The organism is Borreliella americana (assembly GCF_021043605.1).
Classification (GTDB): Bacteria; Spirochaetota; Spirochaetia; order Borreliales; family Borreliaceae; genus Borreliella; species Borreliella americana.
Genome location: NZ_JAJNFB010000003.1, coordinates 35,952 through 57,245, shown reverse-complemented (window position 1 = coordinate 57,245; position 21,294 = coordinate 35,952). Strand labels below are relative to the sequence as shown.

Below are 21,294 nucleotides of genomic sequence, written 5' to 3'. Positions count from 1 at the left end.
TCACAAATCATCTACTTATTTAATCAAACAAACTCAAAACTAAAGGGTATCAAAAAAAAACTTACAGCAAAAAATCAAAAACTCTTAAAAAATTAAAAGAATTTTTATAATATGAAAAACAAATTATAAAATATTATTAACTGCTAATGCTTTTTATAGGGCACTCCTAAAAACTTAGGCGCATAATTTCTTTTTGAAAAAAAGATAAGACTTAAAATAATAATTAAATATGGAGTAATAACTAACATTTTGGGAGGCATTATTAAAGACAAAAAGGGCAATTGAGCCAAAACAATTGACAAAGTTTTCATAAATGAAAACAAAAAACTGCCCATTAAAACTCCCAAAGGCGTCCATTTTCCAAAAATTAACATTACAATAGCAATAAAACCCTGTCCCCCTGTAACCCCTTGCACATAGCTTGATGCAACCACTGTTGTAAGAACAGCACCTGAAACCCCCGCTAAAAAACCACTCAAAAGAACACAAAAAAATCTAATTTTATTTATACTAACTCCCACAGATTCTAATACCTCTGGATTTTCCCCGCTAGCATTAATTCGAAGCCCAATTTTAGTGTATTTGAAAACAATATGAAATAAAACCACACTTATGATTGCTATGTATACGGAATATCTTTTACCAAAAATTTGAAAAATAAAAGATTTTTTGCTTAAAATTCCATCAAAAAGTATCGGCAACTTTATTTCTATAGGTGGAGTTGAAATAGAAGAAAAAATCAAAGTACTTATAAAAACAGCAATAGCAGGTCCTAAAAAATTAAGCGCCATTCCAGTTATAATTTGATCTGATTTTAAAAAAATTGTAAAAACAGCGTGCAAAATAGCAAGCACAAGCCCCGCTAGTCCTCCAGCAAAAATTGAAAACAACGGATCATTTGTAAAATATGCAACTGCAGCTCCAGAAAATGCTCCTATTGTCATTATTCCTTCAAGCCCAATATTAATAATTCCACATTTTTCGCTTATAAGACCCCCAAGACCAGCTAAAATCAAGGTTTGAGAATTTATTAGAGTTTCACTAATCAAGAATATTATTATATTTGACACGCTTAACACCTTTTAAAACAATTTTATTTAAAAAATAGCTAGCAGAAATTATAAGAACAATTATTCCCATCATCAAAGATACAATTGAAGATGGAAGGCCCATTAAACTTTGAACCCTACTGCTTCCATAAAGCAACATAGAAAAAAGAATGCTTGAAAATATTATGCCAATTGGTGAATTGTTTCCCATAAGAGAAGCGGCTATCCCATTAAAACCAATTCCCTCCATATAAGATAGCTTAAATATAGCTCTATTAACACCCATGAGCTGAATAGCACCAGCAAGGCCTGCAATAGCCGCTGAGAGAAACATTGAAAAAATTAGTACGGTTTTTACATTAATCCCCATACATCTTGAAGCTTCAATATTGCTTCCTGTGGCATTTATTTTAAATCCAATAATAGTTTTATTAAGCAAAACCCATATTAAAATAGCAAAAATTATACCTAAAATTATCCCAAAATGAAGAGGCGCCTTTAAAAGCTCATTAACAAACGGATGAGAAGACCTATAAGCAAGCCCTTCTGGGGAGAGCTTCCAAGAACCTAAAAAATCAATATATGCACTTTCTTTAATGGGTTTTGAAAAATCACTATTATCTTTTTTAATAAAACTAAAATCTAAAATTATATTATTCAAATAAAATAATATCCAATTGAACATTATTCCTGAAATTACTTCGCTAATATTGAATTTAGCTTTTAAATATCCAATTAAAATTCCCAAACTACCTGACCCTAAAAAAGTAATAATAAAAATAGCAATTACATGTAAAATTGGAGACAAATCAAGCAAAACTGATGCCATTAAAGCAACAATGGATCCTAGTATAAACTGCCCCTCAACCCCAATATTAAAAAGACCCGCTTTTAAAGAAATAGCAATAGAAAGGCCTGTAAAAATTAAAGGAGCTGAATAACTTAAAACATAGCCTAAATGTTTGGGAGAAGAAAATATAATCTCTAATATTATAAAATACATTCTAAAAGGAGAATGACCAAGTGCCATCACCACTAGGCCAACAATTAAAAATCCAACAAATAGAGCAAATACACTAACAACTGCTGAAGAATTTAAAAACTTCAACATAAATTTACTAAATACGTTTTTACTAATTTTCATTTAGTTTAAACCTATCATCATTTTACCAATAACATCAATATCAAAATTGTCCTCTAAGATACCTACTATCTTTCCGTCATGCATTACAGCTATCCTATCACAAACATTAACAAGCTCATCAAGCTCAAGAGAAACCAATAAAACAGATCTGCCTGCATCTCTTTGCTCTATTATTCTTTTGTAAATATTCTCAACAGCTCCAACATCAAGGCCTCTTGTGGGCTGAATAGCCAAAAGAATATCTGGCTCTAAACTAATCTCACGAGCAACAATAACTTTTTGCTGATTGCCCCCAGATAAATACTTTACCTTGTTTAAAATATCTCTTGGTCTAATATCAAAATAACTTACAAGTTGATTGCTCAATTTCCTTAAAATATTAAGATCAAACCCCACAAATTGTCTTTTAACCTTATCAAATTGTCTTTTAATAAAATTGAAAAAATTGAATTTTAAATCAAAATTATTCTTTGAATTAATTTTTTTTAATCTCAAATAATCAGGATCATCAAAACTCTTAAGTCCAATATTTTGCATAACATTAAATTCTAAAATAAGGCCGTGTTTTTGCCTGTCCGAAGGAATATTTCCAATTTTTTTATCTATTCTTTGTTTAATAGTTAAACCCTTTAAAGATTCTAAACTCCCCGAAGAATTTTTTTTCAAAATATCGCCCTTAAATATGCTTTTCAAACCCAAAATTGCATCAACTAAATCCTCCTGACCACTTCCCTCAATGCCTGATATCCCAAGAATTTCTCCATTTCTCAGATCAAGATTAACGTCTTTAACTTTCAAAACTCCTCTCTCATCTTTAACACTTAAATTTTTTATTTCAAGGACATTAAAATGATTTTCAAATTTAATTTTAGATGAGCGAAGTGCAACTTCTTTTCCTACCATTAATGTTGTAAGATCTTTGTCATCAATCTCAGCAATATTAACAGTTTTTACAACCTTACCAAGACGCATAATTGTACATTTCTTTGCAATAGATCTAATTTCTTTTATTTTATGAGTAATAAGTATTACAGTATGCCCCTCTTGCGTGAGCACCTTTAAAATATTCATAAAATCATCAACTTCACTTGGAGCAAGCACTGCTGTAGGTTCATCGAAAATAATAATATCTGCATTTCGATAAAGAACTTTCAATATCTCTATTTTTTGTCCCATACCAACACTTAAGTCCTCAACCTTTTTTTCTAAATTTACCTTTAAACCATACCTTTCCGAGAGAGAACTTATCTTTTTTCTAGCTTGTTTGTAATCAAGAAAACCAAATTTGGAATTTTCATATCCTAAAATAATGTTTTGAACAGCAGTAAATTGCGGAATTAACATAAAATGCTGGAAAACCATTCCAATACCATTTCGAATAGCTTCGCTTGAATCTTTAAAGCTTATTTCTTGCCCTTTTAAAATAATTCGGCCACTATTTATTTGATGAATCCCATAAATAGTTTTCATTAGGGTAGTCTTTCCGGCACCATTTTCTCCAAGAATAGCATGAACCTCGCCCGACTTAAATTCAATAGAAATATTATCATTGGCAATAAAATCACCATACCTTTTTGTAATATTTTCTAATACTAGTACATCTTCTTTCATCAAGCTTTAACTCTAATAAATCTCAAACACAAGTGCTTTACAATATTTTATTCTAATGAAATATTGTAAAGCTTAAAATTTATATTTTCAATAGCATTTTAAATTTTAATAAACAAAATAAATTATCTATAATAATTAATTATCTATAAAAATTAATTATTTATAAAAATTAATTGCTAATAAATAAAAAATGCTTAAAATATAAAAACCTTAATAAAGAGAGCAAATTAATGTTAAAATGAAAGAATAAATAAATTATTACAAAAGAGAGTATTATGAAAATCAAAGCCTGCATTTTTGATATGGATGGAACACTAGTAAATAGCATAATGGATATTGCATTCTCAATGAATTCTGCTCTTTCAAACTTAGGATACAGTAAAATAGAACTAAGCAAATTCAATGCCCTTGTTGGCAAAGGATTTAACAAGTTTGTAATAGACACTCTAAAGCTATTATCTCTTGAACATAATAATCCTAATTTACAAGAAAAACTTTACAAAGAATTTGTTAAAGAATACAATAAAAACCTTTCATTCCAAACAAAACCATATAAAAATATAAAACCCCTTTTAGAAACTATGAATAAACTTAACATTCCAATTGGAATTTTAAGCAATAAGAATCATGAAGAATTAATAAATTTGGTAAAAAATATTTTTGGAAATATATCTTTTTTTGAAATCAGGGGTTATTCAAAAAAATTTCCACCAAAGCCAGATCCTGAAAATGCCCTTGATATGATATTAGAATTAAATGTCCAAAAAGAAGAAATTGCATATATTGGGGACAGCGATGTGGATATGCTAACCGCACTAAACGCTGGATTTATGCCAATAGGGGTTTCTTGGGGATTTAGAAGTGTTCAAGAATTAAAAGAAAGTGGAGCAAAACATATAATACACAACCCACTTGAACTATTGGACCTAATAAAATGAATACAAAAGCATATTTTCCTTATTTATATCATTATCTATTCAATCATGAAAGCATAAAAAGTTTATCTGCCATAGAAAAAGAAATTGAAATGCTTAACTATTTAAAAGAAAACAAAAAAACTATTGCTACATTCATTAAAAATGATTTTGAATCAGAAATAAAAGACCTAATTCAATACGTCAAAGATAAAACAGATATAATGATCACACCATTTATTTTATCTGGTATTGAAGCTATTGATTTTAACATTGTAAAGCCTCTTTTTAGCAAAGAATTGACAAAAAACGACTTAAATTTAATATTTAACTTTGTCAAAGTCAACTCGTCTTTAAGAAAAGAATTCTTTTATAATTTTAATGCTATAAGCAATGGATACATTACCTTTTATATAAACAAGCTATTTGAAGGAAAAAATTCTTATACAATATATTTAATACAAAAGGAAAATAAAGCACTTTATTCATCAGACATCATAAAAAATTATATAAAGATACTACTGCTCTTAAAAGTATTGGTAATTAAATACTGCTTTGAAAAAGGAATAGAGCTTACTACTAAAAACATTGAATCAACTTCAAAAGCAATAAGCAATGATACTGATTTTCTAGACGAAAAAACAGCCAAGCTTATAATTGAAAGCTTTTTCAAATATGAGACTTTACAAACAATGTCCCCAATTTCAACATTAATTGCCATTTTTTCAGCCAGAGCAAGAACTCCAAAATATAAAAATAATCCGATTAAAGGTTTTATTGGATATGATGAAAGTTGGTTTTCAATAAAACAATCGGGCTCTAAAGAATACGATTCAAGAATCATAAAAGAATTATCAGAAATAGCCAAGGGAAATAAATGGTAAAAAAATTTTCAATTTTCTTAAAAGCAATAATAATTTTTTCAATATTTGAACTTTTAATCGAAGAGCTCTCAATAATTCTTTTTTTACCATACAAAATACGATTTGCACTAATATTTCTTGGTTTCCTATTTGACACAATTTTTATTTTCATTTTTTTATACAAAATAACCAAGGCTTACCTTTCTCAAAGATTAGAAATCTATGTCAGAAACAATCTATTCTTCGATATAATTCACTGCCTTATCCCTTTAGCATTTTATAGCTCATATCAGCTTAAAAACATAATTGTCGCTCATGAAACAATATTAAACCCAATAATGCTATCACTTTTCAAGTTAAGATTTTTAAGACTCCTTAGATTTAACGATCTAATAATAGAAATATATTATAATTCAAAAGAAAAAAACCTAATACTAATAGCATTTGCTAGAACATTTTCAATGAGTTTATTATTACCATTTACATTTTTTATAATAATATCAAGCTCAAAAATTGTAAATTCAATACCAGAAAAACAAGAATTTAATATTATTAAAAATATATCAATAATAAATGAAAAAGCTTACATTAAAGAAAAATATCCCTTCATCTTAATAATCAAGGAAAAAGATGACATAATATACTCAAAATCAGACGAAATATTTGTTTACTACAGCCCTAGTGAATACAGAGTAATAGAAATAGAGAAAACAAAATTTTATATAGATAAATATTTGCAAAGAAAAAGCGATTCTATTCTTGGAATTTTTCTATTTACATTGTTTGCATCATTTACTATTTTTTTAATGAATTTTTATAAATTTTTTAAAGCAAGTTTTTTAAATCCCATTATTTTAATGACAAAAATTTTACAAGACCCATTAGAATATCGAAAAATTCAAATTCCTTTTACTTTAAGCGAAGAAAAAGTATATGAACTTGTAAAATCATTTAACAATCTTTTACTAAAAGAAAAATTAAGCGCAAAGCGAAAAAGCAAAATACCTTTAGAAATTGAAAAAGTAAAAAAAATAATTAATAAAAACCAGGAAATAAAATGAAAATTCAAATAATTATAGTACTGCTTACATTGTTGAATTTTCAACTTAACGCCAGACTTTTGGACATCTCAATTGACAAAAGAGCATATGAAGAAATAAAAAAATATTCGTCTTACAATTTAATTTTAGAAAAAGAATACTATACCAATTTCCCAACAAGCGAAATAGAAAAAAATATTTACAAACTAACAGAACATTTTGTAAAAAGCATAATGCTCAATAAAACTAATTACAGCCTATTAAATTCAAACTACAAAGAAGCAAATAAATATCTAATTCAAAGCGAACTTATTGATAAAAAATTTTTAAAATATAAAATATTTAAAATTAAAAATATAAATGGGATTTTTAAAAGCTATTCACTAATATACACAAAAAAAGGATTTTATAAATTAGAGCTTTACATAGAGAATAATGCAGAACCTCTAAAAATATTCAACCTTAACATTACTTATTTTTTAAAGAATTTAGATAAAATAAGTAATGAAATGATTTTTTTCCCAAGGGAATGAAAATAATAAAATTAAAGTATGAACTTTTTTTATAAATAATTTATTTAACAAATACAGACATTACTCTTTGCAGAACCTTTGCCCTATCCAATGGTTTAACAATAAATGTTTTTGCTCCTTTTATTAAGCAATCCTTAACTAATTGTTCTTTTCCTAAAGCAGATATCATTATCACTCTAGCATTTTTATCAAATTCCATAATATTAGAAAGACAAGTTATTCCGTCCATTTTAGGCATGGTAATATCAAGAGTGACAATATCAATATTAGGATAATGATTCTTGTATTTTATCACAGCCTCCTCTCCATCAGCTGCCGTATCAATAATATTAAAGCCTTCTGATGTAAAAATTTGAGTAAGCTGCTTTACAGTAAAAACAGAGTCATCAACAATTAAAACATTAAAAGGAATGCCTGTATCATAATTGATTCCCCTAGGCTTAGATGAAGAATCTGCAGCAATTGTAGTCTTTTGGATCATATTAACCTCTCTTTTCTAATAAAAAGAATTTTTTTCATATCAAACCCTCTCTCTTATTGCAATATTAACTTCTATAATTTTACCATCAGGCAAAGAAAAAGGAACAATTAAAGCCTCAGAACCTTTATTACTTATTTTCATATTTTCTCCATAAATAAAAGCTGGGGGGGTTATATCAAATACGAAACCTTTGGCATGCAAAGTAGTAACAAAATTTCCAGCAATAATATTGCCAACCTCAGTTAAAGTTGCAGCAACCATCTCTTTTGTTTCTTCATCATCAAAATCATCATACTCTTCAAAATTTAATTTAGAAGCAACAAAAAGAGCTGTTTCTATATCCATATCAATAATTATACTACCCTCAACAGACCCAGCAAGTCCTACTATTACAGAAACACCTTTTATCTTTTGATTTATTGACTTAAGACCGGGTTTACCCATTTCTATATTCTCAACAAGCAACATATCTCTTAAAACCGAAGAAGCAGCATCCAAAAATGGCTCTATATAATCTATTCTCATTAATTTCTCCTTTAGACTTTCCTGTACAAGTTAAAATATTTTGTGGATTTTTCTTTTATAAAAACATCATTATTTTTAAGCTCTTCGTTATCTCCCAAAACCAAAAGAGCCCCTTTAATAGCTTTAGAAGCAATGATATTTAAAATTAAAATTTGATCTTTACTATTCAAGAAACATAAAACATCTTTTAAAAAAATCATTCCCAAATTATCAGGCAAATCTGAAAAAAGAGCATCGGAATATTCAAACAAAACATTGCTTAGAATTTCTGACTTAAATTTATAAACTCCGGGACTTTGTTCAAAAGAGTTCCTACGGTAAATTTCGCTAATGCTAATTTCTGGTTCTGAAAACATCAACTTAGAAGTTTCAACAACTTTTGATAAATCATTATCAATGGCTGTTAACTTAAAAGGTTTTACATAATATTCAGACAAAGCATTGGCTAAAGCCATAGTCTCCTTCCCGCTACCACAACCAATTTCCAATACATTGAAAATAGAATTTAAGTTATTAATAAAACTTAAGCGATTCTTAACAATTTCATTTTTAAATTCTTCCAAACAATCAGCTCCCCACAAATTTCCTGATGATTTTGAATAAAATTCATTTAAAAAACTATCGTAAGGCAAGTAATCAGCATCAACCATACTAAATTTTACTCCAACTTTTTCCAAAAACACATCATTTACTAAAGAAGCATTAAACGAATATTTCAAAAGATTTTTTTTAATATTTTCCAAATTAAAAGTCGCAGTATTACTTAGAGTTGAATTTTCATTGTTGTCATCATTTTTTGAAGAAACCTTATTGGGAAAATCACTCTTATAATTTTCCAGCATATCTAAATTATCACAATCGCTTAAAAAGTCGCTTTTTTCAACAAAATTTTGACCGGGTTTTAACAACTTTTCTTCTTCGCCATAATTAAAAATTTTAAAAACATTAAGAAGTATATAAAGCTTTTCGTTATAATCTACAATACCCTTTATATAGTTTATTAAAGAATCCTGAGATAAAACTGGGTGCGGATCTTGAATAAGGCTAGAATCTATTGAAAAAACATTATTAATTTTATCAACAATTACCCCTATAAGAAGATCTTCGTTTTTTAAAACCATAATATCTTCAAGATCTTTTTTATTAAATTCTAAATTAAACATTATTCTAAGATCTATAATGGGAATTATTTCGCCCCGTAAATTATCAAGCCCAGCTACATACTTTTTAGCATTTGGAACATAAGTAAAATTACTAGATTTTCTAATTTCTTTAACCTGCATAATATCTACTAAATAATGATCCGAACCAAGCTCAAAAGAAACAACTTTAAAATCAAAATTGGTCAATTTAGAATTACAATTTTTATCATCTAAAATTTTGGGTCCAAAATAAATTTCTTTTATCTGCACAAGAGATTCACTCCTTAGTATCCTTTTGTAAATCAAAAAGTTTAAAAACATCAATTATCAATACAACCTTACCATTGCCAAGCGTAGTAGCCCCAACTATACCCGCACTTGATGAAAATTTATCCTTAATAGGCTTTACTACAAAATCTTCCTCACCAAGAATAAAGTCTACAACAATTGCTGTCTTTATGTTGCTAGTATTAACAACTATTAAAAATTTTTCTATTAATGAATCATCTCTTGTTATGTTAAAAAGTTTATCAAGCCTGAGAACAGAAATGACTTCATCTCTTAAATTATAAACTTCATGATAATTTTCAAGCAATTTTATATCATGCTCAGTTATTCTATGAGTTTCAAGAACATTGTTTAAAGGAATCACATAAGTTTCAGGCCCCGACTTTACTAAAAGACCTTGTATAATCACTAACGTCAATGGTAATTTAATTTTAAAAATTGTTCCAAGGCCAATTTTTGATTCCACCAAAATAGTTCCATTAAGCTTTTCAATGCTTTTTTTCACAACATCAAGACCAACTCCCCTACCTGAAAGGTCTGTAACTTGAACTGCTGTTGAAAACCCAGGAGAAAAAATTAAGTTAATAAGTTCAAAATCAGAGTAAATTGCATCTTCTTTTATTGTTCCCTTTTCAATTAATTTGCGCCTAATGACCTTTGGATCTATACCAATCCCATCATCTTCAATCTCAATTGATATTACATTACCCTCATTCTTAGCACGCAAAATTATAGTACCCGCTTTGCTCTTTCCCTTTTTAACTCTCTCTTCAGCTGTTTCAAGGCCATGATCCATTGAATTTCTAACACAATGCATCAAAGGATCTACAAGGTCATCTATAACAGACTTATCAAGCTCAGTTTCTTCTCCTTCCATTTTAAGATTTACAATCTTATTTAATTTCTTTGAAAGATCTCTGACAACTCTTGTAAACCTTGAAAATATATTAGATATTGGCAACATTCTAGTTTTTAAAACACTTTCATGCAAATCTGTAATTATTCTTGACAGTCTGCCAGAGGTCATTTTAAAATTTTGAAGGAGTCTGAAAAAAGAATTTCTCAATTCAGATATATCATTAAGGGTCTTTTCCATTTTAAAACTCATCAAAGAATTAATATGTGATTCGATCTCATCTTCTAATGCTAAACCTGCATCTTTGAAAACTATCTTTAAATCAATTAAAAAATTTCTCTGAAAACTTTCTTGATAATCATAAAAATAATTAAAATTATAAAATAACGTAATCATTTCTGAATTTATTTGATTATAAGATGATTTACTTATTACGGCCTCACTAACAAGATTTAATATGTAATCTATTTTTTTACTATCTATTCTAATTAAATTAACATTAATTGGACTATTTTTCTTAATATTTTTATTTTCCTTAAGAGGTTCTTCATGGTTTTCTTTTAGCTTTACATTCTTTAAAGATTCTAAATTAACATTTTTGATTTCAAAATGACTAACAACATCTGGTAAATTAATCTTTTTAGCAATACTCTCTTCACTGGTATTTGATATTAAGTAATATATTACAAAATCAAAAAACTTATCTGCCAACAATTCGCTAGAATCTGGGAGAGATTTAAAAATTTTACCAAGACTTTTTAATGCTTGAAGCATTTGAAGCCCACTAATAGTAGCCATTGGATTGTCTTTTACAAAATCCAGTCTAACTTTAAATAATTTTTGATTTTCAACCTCAAGAAATAAATCAGAAATCTCATCCTCTGTAAAATCAAAATCATCATTTAAAACAAAATTGGAATCTGAACCAATATCTTTAATCTCTTCATCTGCAAACTTTTTTAATTCTTCTTTTACGTTAAATTCATCAATCAAATAACTTTCAATTAAAATTGAAGAATCTAAACTTTTTTTTACGCTCTCTATATCTGAATATATCAGATAATAATCAACTCTTTTTAAAAATTTATCCTCTATGATTTGCTCATATTTAGGAATTGTATGAAGTACAGATCCTAATTTTTTTAAAATATTAAATATTTTTAGTCCACCATTTTCAACTTCAAAATCGCTATTTGCATTAAAAACAACGCTGATCCTTAAAACCTTTTGTCCAATTCCTAGTCCTTCTCTTATCTCCTCAAGATCTGATTCTGAAAGACAAAAATTGTTTTTAGTTGAATTTTCGTCAAATCTCTTAATAAAAGTCTGATCATCAATTACTAAAAATTGCTTTAATTTGCTTTTAAGATCACTTATGTCATTCAAATAAACCTTACCATCAAGACGAAACGCAAGCATTTCTTTAATAACATCTAATGAGCTTAAAAGCAGATCAACAAGATCATTATTTATATTTACCCTATCATCTCTAATAGCATCAAAAACATCTTCAACAATATGAGTAAAATCAGATAGCTCCATCATATCAAGAGAAGCAGAGCTTCCTTTTAAAGTATGAGCTGCCCTGAATATTTCATCAATAGTATCAGAATTATTAGGATCATCCTCTAATGACATAATATTCTCTTCAAGGATATCTACAAGATTTTGAGCCTCTTCAAAAAAAACTCCTAAAAGCTCTTCATTTTCCAAATCTAATATTTCCATACTATTTCCTATTATCTTATATATGTAAAGCCAACCTTTAGGTAGCTTTACATATTAATTTAAACCTAATTTTTCGGAGATTATTCTTTAGGTTTTTCACTCTCAACCTTTTCTACAAAGTTTTGAAAAGAGCCTTCAGGCATAGAAATTTTTTCTCTAAGCTTTAAAACTCTTTTAAAAGTTTCGTGTGCCTTTAATTTACGAAGAGATTCAGTTCCACTGGTCTCATAAACTTTAAATACAGACTCACTGTCAATATCAGAATCTATTGAAACACTCAACTTATCATAAAGAACTCTTAAGTCTTTAACATAAAAGATAAAATTTTGCTCTTTTGAACTATGTGCCTTTGAAACTCTAAAAGCCTTAAATCTCATTTTACTTGAAGCAAGAGGATAATTTGGAACATCGTCTTTAATTATTCTAGATGATATATTAGGAATATAGTTGGGATTTGACCAAATTAAATCTGCCCACCCTTTAAACTTTAAAGTACCCATAGAATAAGCATATTCCATGCCATTCATATCTTCAAATAAAACTTCAAGATCTATCTCATATCCCAAACTATAAACAGATACCTTAATTTCTTTCATGGTCTTAATGTTGTCAATAAGACCTTTGCCTAAAAATTGATTTCCACTTTCTCCCGAATAAAAAGGAATTTTAAATGGTGGCATAATCATAGCAGATGATTGAGAATAACTTGGAAATAAAACTCTTACTCCTAAAATAGTATCGCCTGCGTACCTTTTTGACTCACCCTTAACAACAGCAGGCGCAACAACTGAATTTTTAACGTAGGCCTGCAACCTTGCAGAAGGAGTAAGCAAAACGCTCCAATTATTTATCCCAAGATCCACAACCATATCTTCCGGCTTAACAATACTAGAAGCGCCCGAATATACATAATCAACATAATTTGTAAGATCGAGTCTAGTTGAACTTGGATCTCTTGCAAGCTCGGCAAAATCTAAAACTAATTCTCCAGGCTCTGGCCTTTTGGAACCCTCTGCTAATCCATCAGCCTCTTGAGCAAAAAGAACAGTGGATAATAAAAAAAATAAAATACTTTTAGCTTTCCTTTTCATGTAAACCAACTCCTTATATATATAAATCTTTTATAAAATTTTCGTTTTTTAATTGTTGTTATTAGTAAAATTAAACTTATCAACTTTGCTCCTTCAAGATACACCCTTCAACAAGAATAACAAGCTTTTTTATCTTACCAGGATAGTTAAAGCGAATTGTTTTTATCAAAGACACAGCAAAAAGATTAATCTTAACATCAAAAGATTCATAAGATTCATTATAATCACCATTATTAAAAGAATCATAAAATTCTCTTGAAAGATTTATATAATAAACTCCATACTTTAAAAAAGAATATAAAAATCTTGTATCACTTAATAAAAATCCAAAAGAAAAACCTTCATTGCTTCCCAAAAGAAAATCTTTTACTAAAAGATCTAAATTATCTTTCAAATTTTTTTCATCTCTTAAATATCTTAAATTAGAAACAAACCCCTTGCTAGAATGAAAATAAAAAATCTTTTTTGAAAAAAGATTATCATAATTTAAAAAAATCATGCAAATAGAAAACAAAAAGCTCGCTGCTAAAAGCCCCAAAAGCACTCTAACCATATATTCTTTTTTCGAATTAAAAAATTTATAAATCATTGCATTATATTTAAAAAATACATCCGAAATATTATTTTTCATAAAAACTTATAAATTCCATTAAAGCTTTAAGTATTAGAATATTAAACTTGCTCATGTAATTATAATCCAAAATTAATTTAGCATCTAAAACATTGGACAAAAACCCCATTTCAATCAACACAGAAGGCATGCTGCTGTTTTTTATTACAAACCATTGCTCTTCTCTGATTGGTCTAACATTAGTTTCGCTTAGCTCATTCTTAAACACTTTATACAAAATTTCAGCCAATCTTTTTGATTCATATTTATATTTAATATCTAGTATATCATTAAGCTCGCTTAAGTATCTATTACCCTTAATATCATATCCTTTAAAATCTTTAATAACTTCTCTTTTGGAATCCTTAGGAAGATACCAAAACTCAACTCCTCTAGCTTCACTGTTTGGAGCATCGTTAGCATGCATGGATAAAAATATAACATTATTTGGGAAATTTGGCTTTATTGCATTTGCAAATTCCGAACGTTCCTTTAAAGTCAAATAAACGTCATTTATACGAGTTAACAAAATATTTTTATTTACAAAATAATTACTTAAAATTTTAGACAAATATATAGAATAGGTTAATGCAAAATCTTTTTCTTGAAGCACAACATCATAACCATTTATCTTTAAAGTTACAACCGCACCAGTATCATGTCCACCATGTCCAGGATCAATGATTATTGAAGTAATTCTGGGTTTATTATAATCTTTAAGAGAGCTGAAATAATTTTCAATTTGTTTTAATACCTTTTGACTTATTAAAATTTCTCCACAAATGTCAATAATTGGGTCTATAAACATATAATAACCAGAAGATGTAAGCGCATATTCAAAGCCTACCCTAAACTTCAAATACCCCTTATCATTTTCAATTGTAAAAACATCATTTTCAATGTTAAAATCAAACCTAAAAACATTAGTATCAAAAAAATCAAGAACATTTAAATAATCGAGGGTCTTAGAATACAAGCTTAAATATGAAAACAAAATCAAATCAATAAATAATATCATTTTCCCAAAGCTCAATGGCACTCTTTAAGTCTCCTTTGAATCTTAAGCTATTTTTAATAATCTCACCTTTTATCTCCTTAAATTCTCTTTGAAAGAGAAAAGGATTAATTTTGTATTTTAAACAAATTTTACAAAACCTTAAAAAAGAAAAAATAACACCATTACCAACAAAAATTGGAACATAATTCTTAAGCAAAAAAATCACAAAACTTTTATTTTTGGTCAAATTTTCTGGCGAATTTAATGCAGTATACTGGATTCTCAGCTTTCTATAAATATAAACACGTTCTCCAAAATAAACAGCTCTTAGTCCAAAATCTATTCTCTGAAAGTATTCATTTTGAATCCTTGCGTCAAAACCTCCAAGCTGAAAAAATTTCTCTTTAGAATAAAGTCCGCAATAATCCATGGTAATCAAAGTTTTTTCATAGTCTTTCTCAGAATTTACTAAAATTACCTTAAACTTTTGTTTTTTATCTATACTGGGAAGAAAAATTGAAGGAATCATTTCCTCTTCTTTATCAAAAAACTCACCCCCAACAAGAAGAATATTTTTTTTAACTATTTCATCGAATATATTTGAAATCCAAAAAGGATTTAACAAGTACATATCACTTTGCAAAACAAAAACAAAATCACAGTTGGATTCTTTCATTGCTAAATTAACCTTTTCTCCAGAATTTAAATCATCAGAAAGTAAAATAAATTTTAACTTGCCATAACTTTCTGAGATAAACTGCAAAGAACTTCTATTACTCTGTTTTTCAATTGAAATTATTTCTCTTATAAAGTCAAAATTTGATAAAAATTCAAACAAATCTTCTCTAAAAATTTTTGTTCCTCTGCTTAATATTACGAAAGAAATTCCAAAAGAAGATTTTTGTGAATAATTATTTTTAGATTGAATAACAGTATATGAATAGCTACTACCTGGAAGACGCATAAATTACTTTTAAAATCCTTACAATTAAATTATAATAATCATATGTTACATAATACAATGTTAATTGCAAGAACAATGAATATTAATACATTATCCTATAGCATGGTTATTATCATTTTTACACTCATTTCTTGTAATCATAAGAATATACAGTACGACAAGAGAATTAAAAAATTTTTAGATAAAAACAAAATTGAATATAAAATAGACTCAGAAAATGACTTTATAGCATTTAAAGATATAAACAATAACGAAAAAGAAGAGATAATCATCAGATCAAGACTAAACTCATATAAAAATTCAAAGATAAGAGAAATATTTGGAATTGTAAAAGTATTTGATATAAATACACAAAAAATAAAAGAAATATCTGACTCACTTATGAGCGACAGTTATAATAACAGAGTATTCGGATCATGGGAGATTATTCATAATACAGAAAGAGGAATAAACTCTTTGGTATATATTGTAAAAGCAGAAGAATTTGCAAGTGATACATTTTTGCTTGATGCAATTGATGAGATTGCCTCAACAATAACTATTTTTAAAAAAATAATAACAACCAACAACGAAAACACTGATAATAATAAAGAAAATAACAAGACAAATGAATCAAATGAACAGTCCCCCTTAAAGCAAGAAAAAACAAATTTAACAAAAGAATCTAATAAAAATGAACTTAAAGAAGATCAAATCGAAGAAGAGCTTCAAGAAATTAAAGCCCAATAATTTCAAAATCATTCTACCAATAAAGAATTAATATCAAAGCAAAAATGTACCTTGTCACCTATTTTTATTTGAAATTTAGAAAATGAGCCTCTTGGAAGCTCAAGAGCATACTTTGCCTTATAAAGAGAATTAACATTTACCCTAGAGTACGGTTCTAAATCATAAATCTCTTTAATAATTCCATTTGAATCAATATAAGCTATTTCAAGCAGCAAGGATGTATTTTCCATCCAAAAAGATAAATTTTGCTCTTGTTTAAAAACAAAAAGCATTCCATTACCATATTCAACTTTTTGGGTACCCATGTAGCCCTTTGCCCTATCAAACTCATTAAATGCTATTTTTACAAAAAACCTGGCCCCATTTATCACAACTTCTTTATCGTAAAAATGATCAGTAAAAGATAAAAAAGACATCGATAAAACTAAAAATAAAAACCGTTTTAAAATTTTTTTCCAATTATAAGCCTTATTAAAAATCATTTATTATAATTTGAAACATAAGATTTTAAAGTCATTCTTAAAATATTTTTATTTAAAACAATAATACAATCACCAAGATCCCATAAATAATTCAAAGGTGTTACCAGTGTAGCCTCGCCAAACTTTTTCTTTACCTCAATAAAAATTGCATACTGAGATATTAATTTTTTATCAAAAACAAAAGTATACGAAAACATTTTATTTTTGTCAAAATTAAAAACAGCATATTTTAAATGGGTTTTAGCAATAAATTGTAAAGTTTGCTTCTTAGCATAAGGGAATTCAACTTCTTCAACATCATAATAAAAAATCGTGCTCTTGAGAATATTCTCTTTAACAGACTCCATGCTAGAACCCATAACAAAAGATGTAAAAATAGAAAATAAATAAAAAACTGTAATACCCATACAAAGCCTTTAGCCATAAACAATATAAAGAAAAAGTATAATAAATAAAAAACTTGAAAATAAATAAAGCAAAATATTAACATTAATCCCAAAATAGAAAAGCCTTACAAAGACCTTGGAGGCTGATCTATCACTTACCATTCTTACTCTTTCTTTTCTTTTAAAAGGTTTTTCTTTAAGTTCTTGAAAAGGACTGTAATGACAATTAGGACAACCTTCTCCAAAAGCAGAAACTGGACCTACATGCCTACAATTTGGACATTCGATATCACCAAGCTTAGCAGCACAGTTAGGACAAATAGATCTATTAAGTCCAACTTTTTCACCACATTGCTCGCAAAAAACTTCAAAATTTACCTTTGCCAAACGAAAATTCCTCAAATTTTACTTAAAAATAAGTATTTAAAATACTATATAATTAATTATAATAAAAAATGTATGAATATTACATATTTAAGGAATACTAAAGCATGAAATCGGGATTTGCAGCAATACTTGGTAGACCATCAACTGGAAAATCTACCCTTTTAAATTCAATATGTGGACATAAAATATCAATAATATCCCCTATTCCGCAAACAACTAGAAATAAAATAAAAGGGATCTTTACGGACGACAGAGGACAAATTATTTTTATAGACACACCAGGATTTCATCTGAGTAAAAAAAAGTTTAACATTGCAATGATGAAAAACATCCACTCTTCAATAGGAGAAGTTGAACTCATTTTATACATAATAGACACTCAAGACAAACCTGGTGAGGAAGAAAATAAAATGTTAGAAATAATTAAAAACTCTAAAATCAAATTTTTAGTAATACTTAATAAAATCGACCTTAAAAATACAAAAATAAATGCAATAATGCAATTTCTAAAAGAAAAAGAAATAGAATATAACAATATAATTAAAATATCTGCTGAAAAAAAAATTAACACAGAAGAACTAAAAAATAAAATTTATGAAAATTTTTCAGAAGGCCCACTTTATTATCCACAAGAATACTACACCGATCAAAAAATAAATTTTAGAATTAGTGAAATAATAAGGGAAAAAGCTATTGAAAACCTAAAAGAAGAGCTTCCCTATTCTTTGTATGTGAATATTGATACCTTAGAAAATAAAAAAGGAAGTCTTTTTATCAGGGCAAATATTTTTGTAGCAAATGAAAGTCAAAAAGGAATAATTGTAGGAAAAAACGGTAAAGAAATAAAATCAATAGGAGAAAGAGCAAGAAAAACAATTGCAAAAATTTTTGAAACAAAATGTAACCTATTCTTACAGGTAAAGCTTAAAAAAAATTGGAATAAAGAAGATAAGCTAATAAAAAGACTTATAAATTAAGATTTAACTACAACTTCTTAAATTCTTGAAACTTGAAAAACAAAATGCTAAAATTTACTTAAATTTAAATTAGGAATAAAATGTGAAAACAGCACACTGGGCAGATTTTTACGCAGAAAAAATAAAAAAAGAAAAAGGTCCAAAAAACTTATACACAGTAGCATCAGGAATTACTCCATCTGGAACTGTGCACATTGGCAATTTTAGAGAAGTTATCTCGGTAGACCTTGTAGCAAGAGCTCTAAGGGACTCTGGATCAAAAGTAAGATTTATTTATTCTTGGGATAATTACGACGTATTTCGAAAAGTTCCCCAAAATATGCCAGAGCAAGAACTTCTTAAAACTTATTTAAGGCAAGCAATAACAAGGGTTCCTGACACAAGAAGCCACAAAACAAGTTATGCAAGGGCTAACGAAATTGAATTTGAAAAATATCTGCCTATAGTGGGGATCAATCCTGAATTCATTGACCAAAGTAAACAATATACTAGCAAAGCTTATGCAAACCAAATAAAATTTGCACTTGATCATAAAAAAGAACTGTCTGAAGCATTAAACGAATATAGAACTTCCAAGCTTGAAGAAAATTGGTATCCAATCAGTATATTTTGCACAAAGTGCAATAGAGACACAACAACTGTAAATAATTATGACAATTATTACTCTGTTGAATACTCCTGTGAGTGTGGAAATCAAGAATCTCTAGATATAAAAACTACATGGGCTATTAAACTTCCCTGGAGAATAGATTGGCCTATGAGATGGAAATATGAAAAAGTTGACTTTGAGCCTGCAGGGAAAGACCACCACAGCAGTGGCGGCAGCTTTGATACATCTAAAAATATTGTAAAAATTTTTCAAGGCAGCCCTCCTGTAACATTTCAATATGACTTTATTTCAATAAAAGGACGTGGTGGAAAAATATCCTCCTCATCAGGAGATGTCATATCACTTAAAGATGTTCTTGAAGTCTACACACCCGAAGTCACAAGATTTTTATTTGTCGCTACAAAACCAAATACTGAATTTTCAATCTCATTTGATCTTGACGTGATTAAAATATACGAAGATTACGACAAGTTTGAAAGAATCTACTATGGAGTAGAAGATATAAAAGAAGAAAAAAAAAGAGCATTTAAAAGAATTTACGAACTATCTCAGCCATACATGCCAAGCAAAAAAATCCCTTATCAAATCGGATTTAGACATTTAAGTGTAATCTGCCAAATATTTGAAAATAACGTAAATAAAATTTTAAATTACTTGAAAAACGTTCAAGAAGATCAAAAAGATAAGCTAATAAATAAAATAAACTGTGCAATTAATTGGATAAGAGATTTTGCACCTGAAGATTTCAAATTTTCATTAAGATCTAAATTTGACAATATAGAAATACTAGAAGAAAATAGCAAAAAAGCAATTAATGAACTTTTGGATTTTTTAAAGAAAAATTTTGAAATTACTACAGAACAAGATATTCAAAACGAAATATATAAAATTTCAAGAGAAAATAATATAGAACCCGCTTTGTTTTTTAAACAAATTTACAAAATTTTAATCGACAAAGAAAAAGGGCCCAAATTAGCTGGATTTATCAAAATAATTGGCATTGATCGCTTTGAAAAGATTACAAGTAATACATTTAAGACTTAAAATTAATAAAAAAATAAGTCATAATTATATGACTTATTAACACTTTAATACAAATAAATCGTTACTTTAACTTTCCTTGACTAGCAACAGATTCCATTGCCTTTTTAATTTTGCTTTCATCTCCTAAATAGTAATGTTTAATAGGGTTTAAATTTTTATCTAATTCATAAACTAAAGGAATGCCCGTAGGAATGTTAAGCTTTAAAACATCTTCTTCACTTAAATTGTCAAGATATTTAACAAGCGCTCTTAAAGAATTGCCGTGAGCAGCAACAATAACTTTTTTACCTTCAAGAACTTCTTTTGCAATCTCATCAGTCCAATAAGGAATAACTCTTGCAACAGTATCTTTAAGACACTCTGTTGAAGGAAGTTCCCTTTTGGGGATATTTTTATATCTTGGATCTTTTATTGGATGCCGGTCATCAGACTCATCTAAAGACATTGGAGGCACATCATAACTACGTCTCCAAATTAAAACCTTATCTTCCCCATATTTTGCAGCTGTTTCTGACTTATTTAAACCTTGCAAAGCCCCATAGTGTCTTTCATTTAATCTCCAGGTTTTTTTTACACTAATATAAGACTGTCTCAATTCTCGCAAAATAATATTTAAAGTGTCATTAGCCCTTGACAACAAAGAACTAAAAGCAATATCAAAAGAATAGCCTTCTTGTTTGAGAAGCAAGCCCGCCTCTACAGCCTCATCGATACCCTTGTCAGAAAGTTTAACATCTGTCCAACCAGTAAAAAGATTTTCTCTATTCCACTCACTCTCTCCATGTCTTACTAAAACTAATTTATACATAAAATCTCCTAGCATATTATTTTATTTACCAATAC

General features: G+C 28.0%; 22 protein-coding genes. 7 read left to right on the top strand and 15 right to left on the bottom strand.

Translation table 11 applies throughout. From position 1 onward, the window contains the following. Positions 1–143: 143 nt before the first annotated feature. The 3 genes from LRB30_RS01545 to LRB30_RS01535 are packed head-to-tail and all read right to left on the bottom strand — an operon-like array spanning position 144 to position 3,804. Positions 144–1,070, bottom strand: coding sequence for an ABC transporter permease (locus tag LRB30_RS01545; RefSeq protein ID WP_231013832.1), 927 nt, complete (start codon positions 1,068–1,070; stop codon positions 144–146). Further along, positions 1,042–2,193, bottom strand: a complete 1,152-nt coding sequence (locus LRB30_RS01540) for an ABC transporter permease (protein ID WP_231013833.1) — start codon at positions 2,191–2,193, stop codon at positions 1,042–1,044. Before LRB30_RS01540 ends, LRB30_RS01545 begins: the two co-directional genes overlap by 29 nt. Then, the gene (locus LRB30_RS01535; RefSeq protein ID WP_231013835.1) at positions 2,194–3,804 is read right to left on the bottom strand and encodes an ABC transporter ATP-binding protein; all 1,611 of its coding nucleotides are present in this window, start codon (positions 3,802–3,804) and stop codon (positions 2,194–2,196) included. 275 nt (positions 3,805–4,079) lie between these two features. Between LRB30_RS01535 and LRB30_RS01530 the strand changes: the two genes are divergently transcribed. From LRB30_RS01530 to LRB30_RS01515, 4 genes are read left to right on the top strand one after another with little or no spacing between them, the layout of a single operon-like run. Continuing rightward, the gene (locus LRB30_RS01530) at positions 4,080–4,742 is read left to right on the top strand and encodes an HAD family hydrolase (RefSeq protein ID WP_231013836.1); all 663 of its coding nucleotides are present in this window, start codon (positions 4,080–4,082) and stop codon (positions 4,740–4,742) included. Next, the gene (locus tag LRB30_RS01525; protein ID WP_231013838.1) at positions 4,739–5,602 is read left to right on the top strand and encodes a hypothetical protein; all 864 of its coding nucleotides are present in this window, start codon (positions 4,739–4,741) and stop codon (positions 5,600–5,602) included. Before LRB30_RS01530 ends, LRB30_RS01525 begins: the two co-directional genes overlap by 4 nt. Next, positions 5,596–6,642, top strand: coding sequence for a hypothetical protein (locus tag LRB30_RS01520; protein ID WP_231013840.1), 1,047 nt, complete (start codon positions 5,596–5,598; stop codon positions 6,640–6,642). The genes LRB30_RS01525 and LRB30_RS01520 overlap by 7 nt, the downstream gene beginning before the upstream one ends. Then, positions 6,639–7,154, top strand: a complete 516-nt coding sequence (locus LRB30_RS01515; RefSeq protein ID WP_231018697.1) for a hypothetical protein — start codon at positions 6,639–6,641, stop codon at positions 7,152–7,154. The genes LRB30_RS01520 and LRB30_RS01515 overlap by 4 nt, the downstream gene beginning before the upstream one ends. Positions 7,155–7,194: 40 nt before the next feature. Here LRB30_RS01515 and LRB30_RS01510 read toward each other — a convergent pair whose 3' ends face one another. The 8 genes from LRB30_RS01510 to LRB30_RS01475 all read right to left on the bottom strand — a co-directional run bounded on the left by LRB30_RS01510 (position 7,195) and on the right by LRB30_RS01475 (position 15,836). Further along, entirely contained in the window at positions 7,195–7,635 is a 441-nt protein-coding gene (locus tag LRB30_RS01510; protein WP_002557259.1) for a response regulator, read from the bottom strand. A 39-nt stretch (positions 7,636–7,674) separates the two neighbouring features. Beyond that, the gene (locus tag LRB30_RS01505) at positions 7,675–8,160 is read right to left on the bottom strand and encodes a chemotaxis protein CheX (RefSeq protein WP_002557258.1); all 486 of its coding nucleotides are present in this window, start codon (positions 8,158–8,160) and stop codon (positions 7,675–7,677) included. An 11-nt stretch (positions 8,161–8,171) separates the two neighbouring features. After that, positions 8,172–9,572 (bottom strand): CheR family methyltransferase, encoded by a 1,401-nt coding sequence (locus tag LRB30_RS01500; RefSeq protein ID WP_231018695.1) that lies wholly within the window; start codon positions 9,570–9,572, stop codon positions 8,172–8,174. 7 nt (positions 9,573–9,579) lie between these two features. Continuing rightward, positions 9,580–12,174: a chemotaxis protein CheA gene (locus LRB30_RS01495; RefSeq protein WP_231014548.1), complete on the bottom strand. Its 2,595-nt coding sequence runs from the start codon at positions 12,172–12,174 to the stop codon at positions 9,580–9,582. A gap of 80 nt (positions 12,175–12,254) precedes the next feature. After that, the gene (flaA, locus tag LRB30_RS01490; RefSeq protein WP_231014549.1) at positions 12,255–13,265 is read right to left on the bottom strand and encodes a flagellar filament outer layer protein FlaA; all 1,011 of its coding nucleotides are present in this window, start codon (positions 13,263–13,265) and stop codon (positions 12,255–12,257) included. A 79-nt stretch (positions 13,266–13,344) separates the two neighbouring features. Further along, on the bottom strand, positions 13,345–13,896 hold the full coding sequence (locus LRB30_RS01485; RefSeq protein ID WP_231018693.1) for a flagellar filament outsheath protein: 552 nt from the start codon (positions 13,894–13,896) through the stop codon (positions 13,345–13,347). After that, the gene (locus tag LRB30_RS01480; RefSeq protein ID WP_231018715.1) at positions 13,886–14,893 is read right to left on the bottom strand and encodes an N-acetylmuramoyl-L-alanine amidase; all 1,008 of its coding nucleotides are present in this window, start codon (positions 14,891–14,893) and stop codon (positions 13,886–13,888) included. The genes LRB30_RS01485 and LRB30_RS01480 overlap by 11 nt, the downstream gene beginning before the upstream one ends. Continuing rightward, a complete protein-coding gene (locus tag LRB30_RS01475; protein WP_231014551.1) occupies positions 14,877–15,836 on the bottom strand; it encodes a glycosyltransferase family protein in 960 nt (319 codons plus the stop codon). The genes LRB30_RS01480 and LRB30_RS01475 overlap by 17 nt, the downstream gene beginning before the upstream one ends. A 57-nt stretch (positions 15,837–15,893) precedes the next feature. On the opposite strand from LRB30_RS01475, the gene LRB30_RS01470 reads away from it, so the two are divergent. Further along, positions 15,894–16,565 carry a hypothetical protein gene (locus LRB30_RS01470; RefSeq protein ID WP_231014552.1) on the top strand — a complete coding sequence of 224 codons (672 nt, stop codon included), beginning with the start codon at positions 15,894–15,896 and terminating at the stop codon, positions 16,563–16,565. Positions 16,566–16,573: 8 nt separating this feature from the next. On the opposite strand, the gene LRB30_RS01465 is transcribed toward LRB30_RS01470, so the two are convergent. The 3 genes from LRB30_RS01465 to LRB30_RS01455 form a co-directional block, all read right to left on the bottom strand. Then, the gene (locus LRB30_RS01465; RefSeq protein ID WP_231014555.1) at positions 16,574–16,981 is read right to left on the bottom strand and encodes a DUF192 domain-containing protein; all 408 of its coding nucleotides are present in this window, start codon (positions 16,979–16,981) and stop codon (positions 16,574–16,576) included. Positions 16,982–17,043: 62 nt separating this feature from the next. Next, the gene (locus tag LRB30_RS01460; RefSeq protein WP_231018691.1) at positions 17,044–17,454 is read right to left on the bottom strand and encodes a hypothetical protein; all 411 of its coding nucleotides are present in this window, start codon (positions 17,452–17,454) and stop codon (positions 17,044–17,046) included. A gap of 9 nt (positions 17,455–17,463) precedes the next feature. Beyond that, positions 17,464–17,820: a hypothetical protein gene (locus LRB30_RS01455; protein WP_231018689.1), complete on the bottom strand. Its 357-nt coding sequence runs from the start codon at positions 17,818–17,820 to the stop codon at positions 17,464–17,466. A gap of 104 nt (positions 17,821–17,924) precedes the next feature. Here LRB30_RS01455 and era point away from each other — a divergent pair, with 104 nt between their 5' ends. Both era and lysS read left to right on the top strand, forming a co-directional pair. Next, complete coding sequence (era, locus tag LRB30_RS01450; protein WP_231018687.1) at positions 17,925–18,797, top strand: GTPase Era; 873 nt, start codon at positions 17,925–17,927, stop codon at positions 18,795–18,797. A gap of 82 nt (positions 18,798–18,879) precedes the next feature. Continuing rightward, complete coding sequence (gene lysS / locus LRB30_RS01445) at positions 18,880–20,451, top strand: lysine--tRNA ligase (protein WP_231014375.1); 1,572 nt, start codon at positions 18,880–18,882, stop codon at positions 20,449–20,451. A gap of 61 nt (positions 20,452–20,512) precedes the next feature. On the opposite strand, the gene gpmA is transcribed toward lysS, so the two are convergent. Further along, the gene (gpmA, locus tag LRB30_RS01440) at positions 20,513–21,259 is read right to left on the bottom strand and encodes a 2,3-diphosphoglycerate-dependent phosphoglycerate mutase (RefSeq protein WP_231014376.1); all 747 of its coding nucleotides are present in this window, start codon (positions 21,257–21,259) and stop codon (positions 20,513–20,515) included. Positions 21,260–21,294 lie beyond the last annotated feature (35 nt).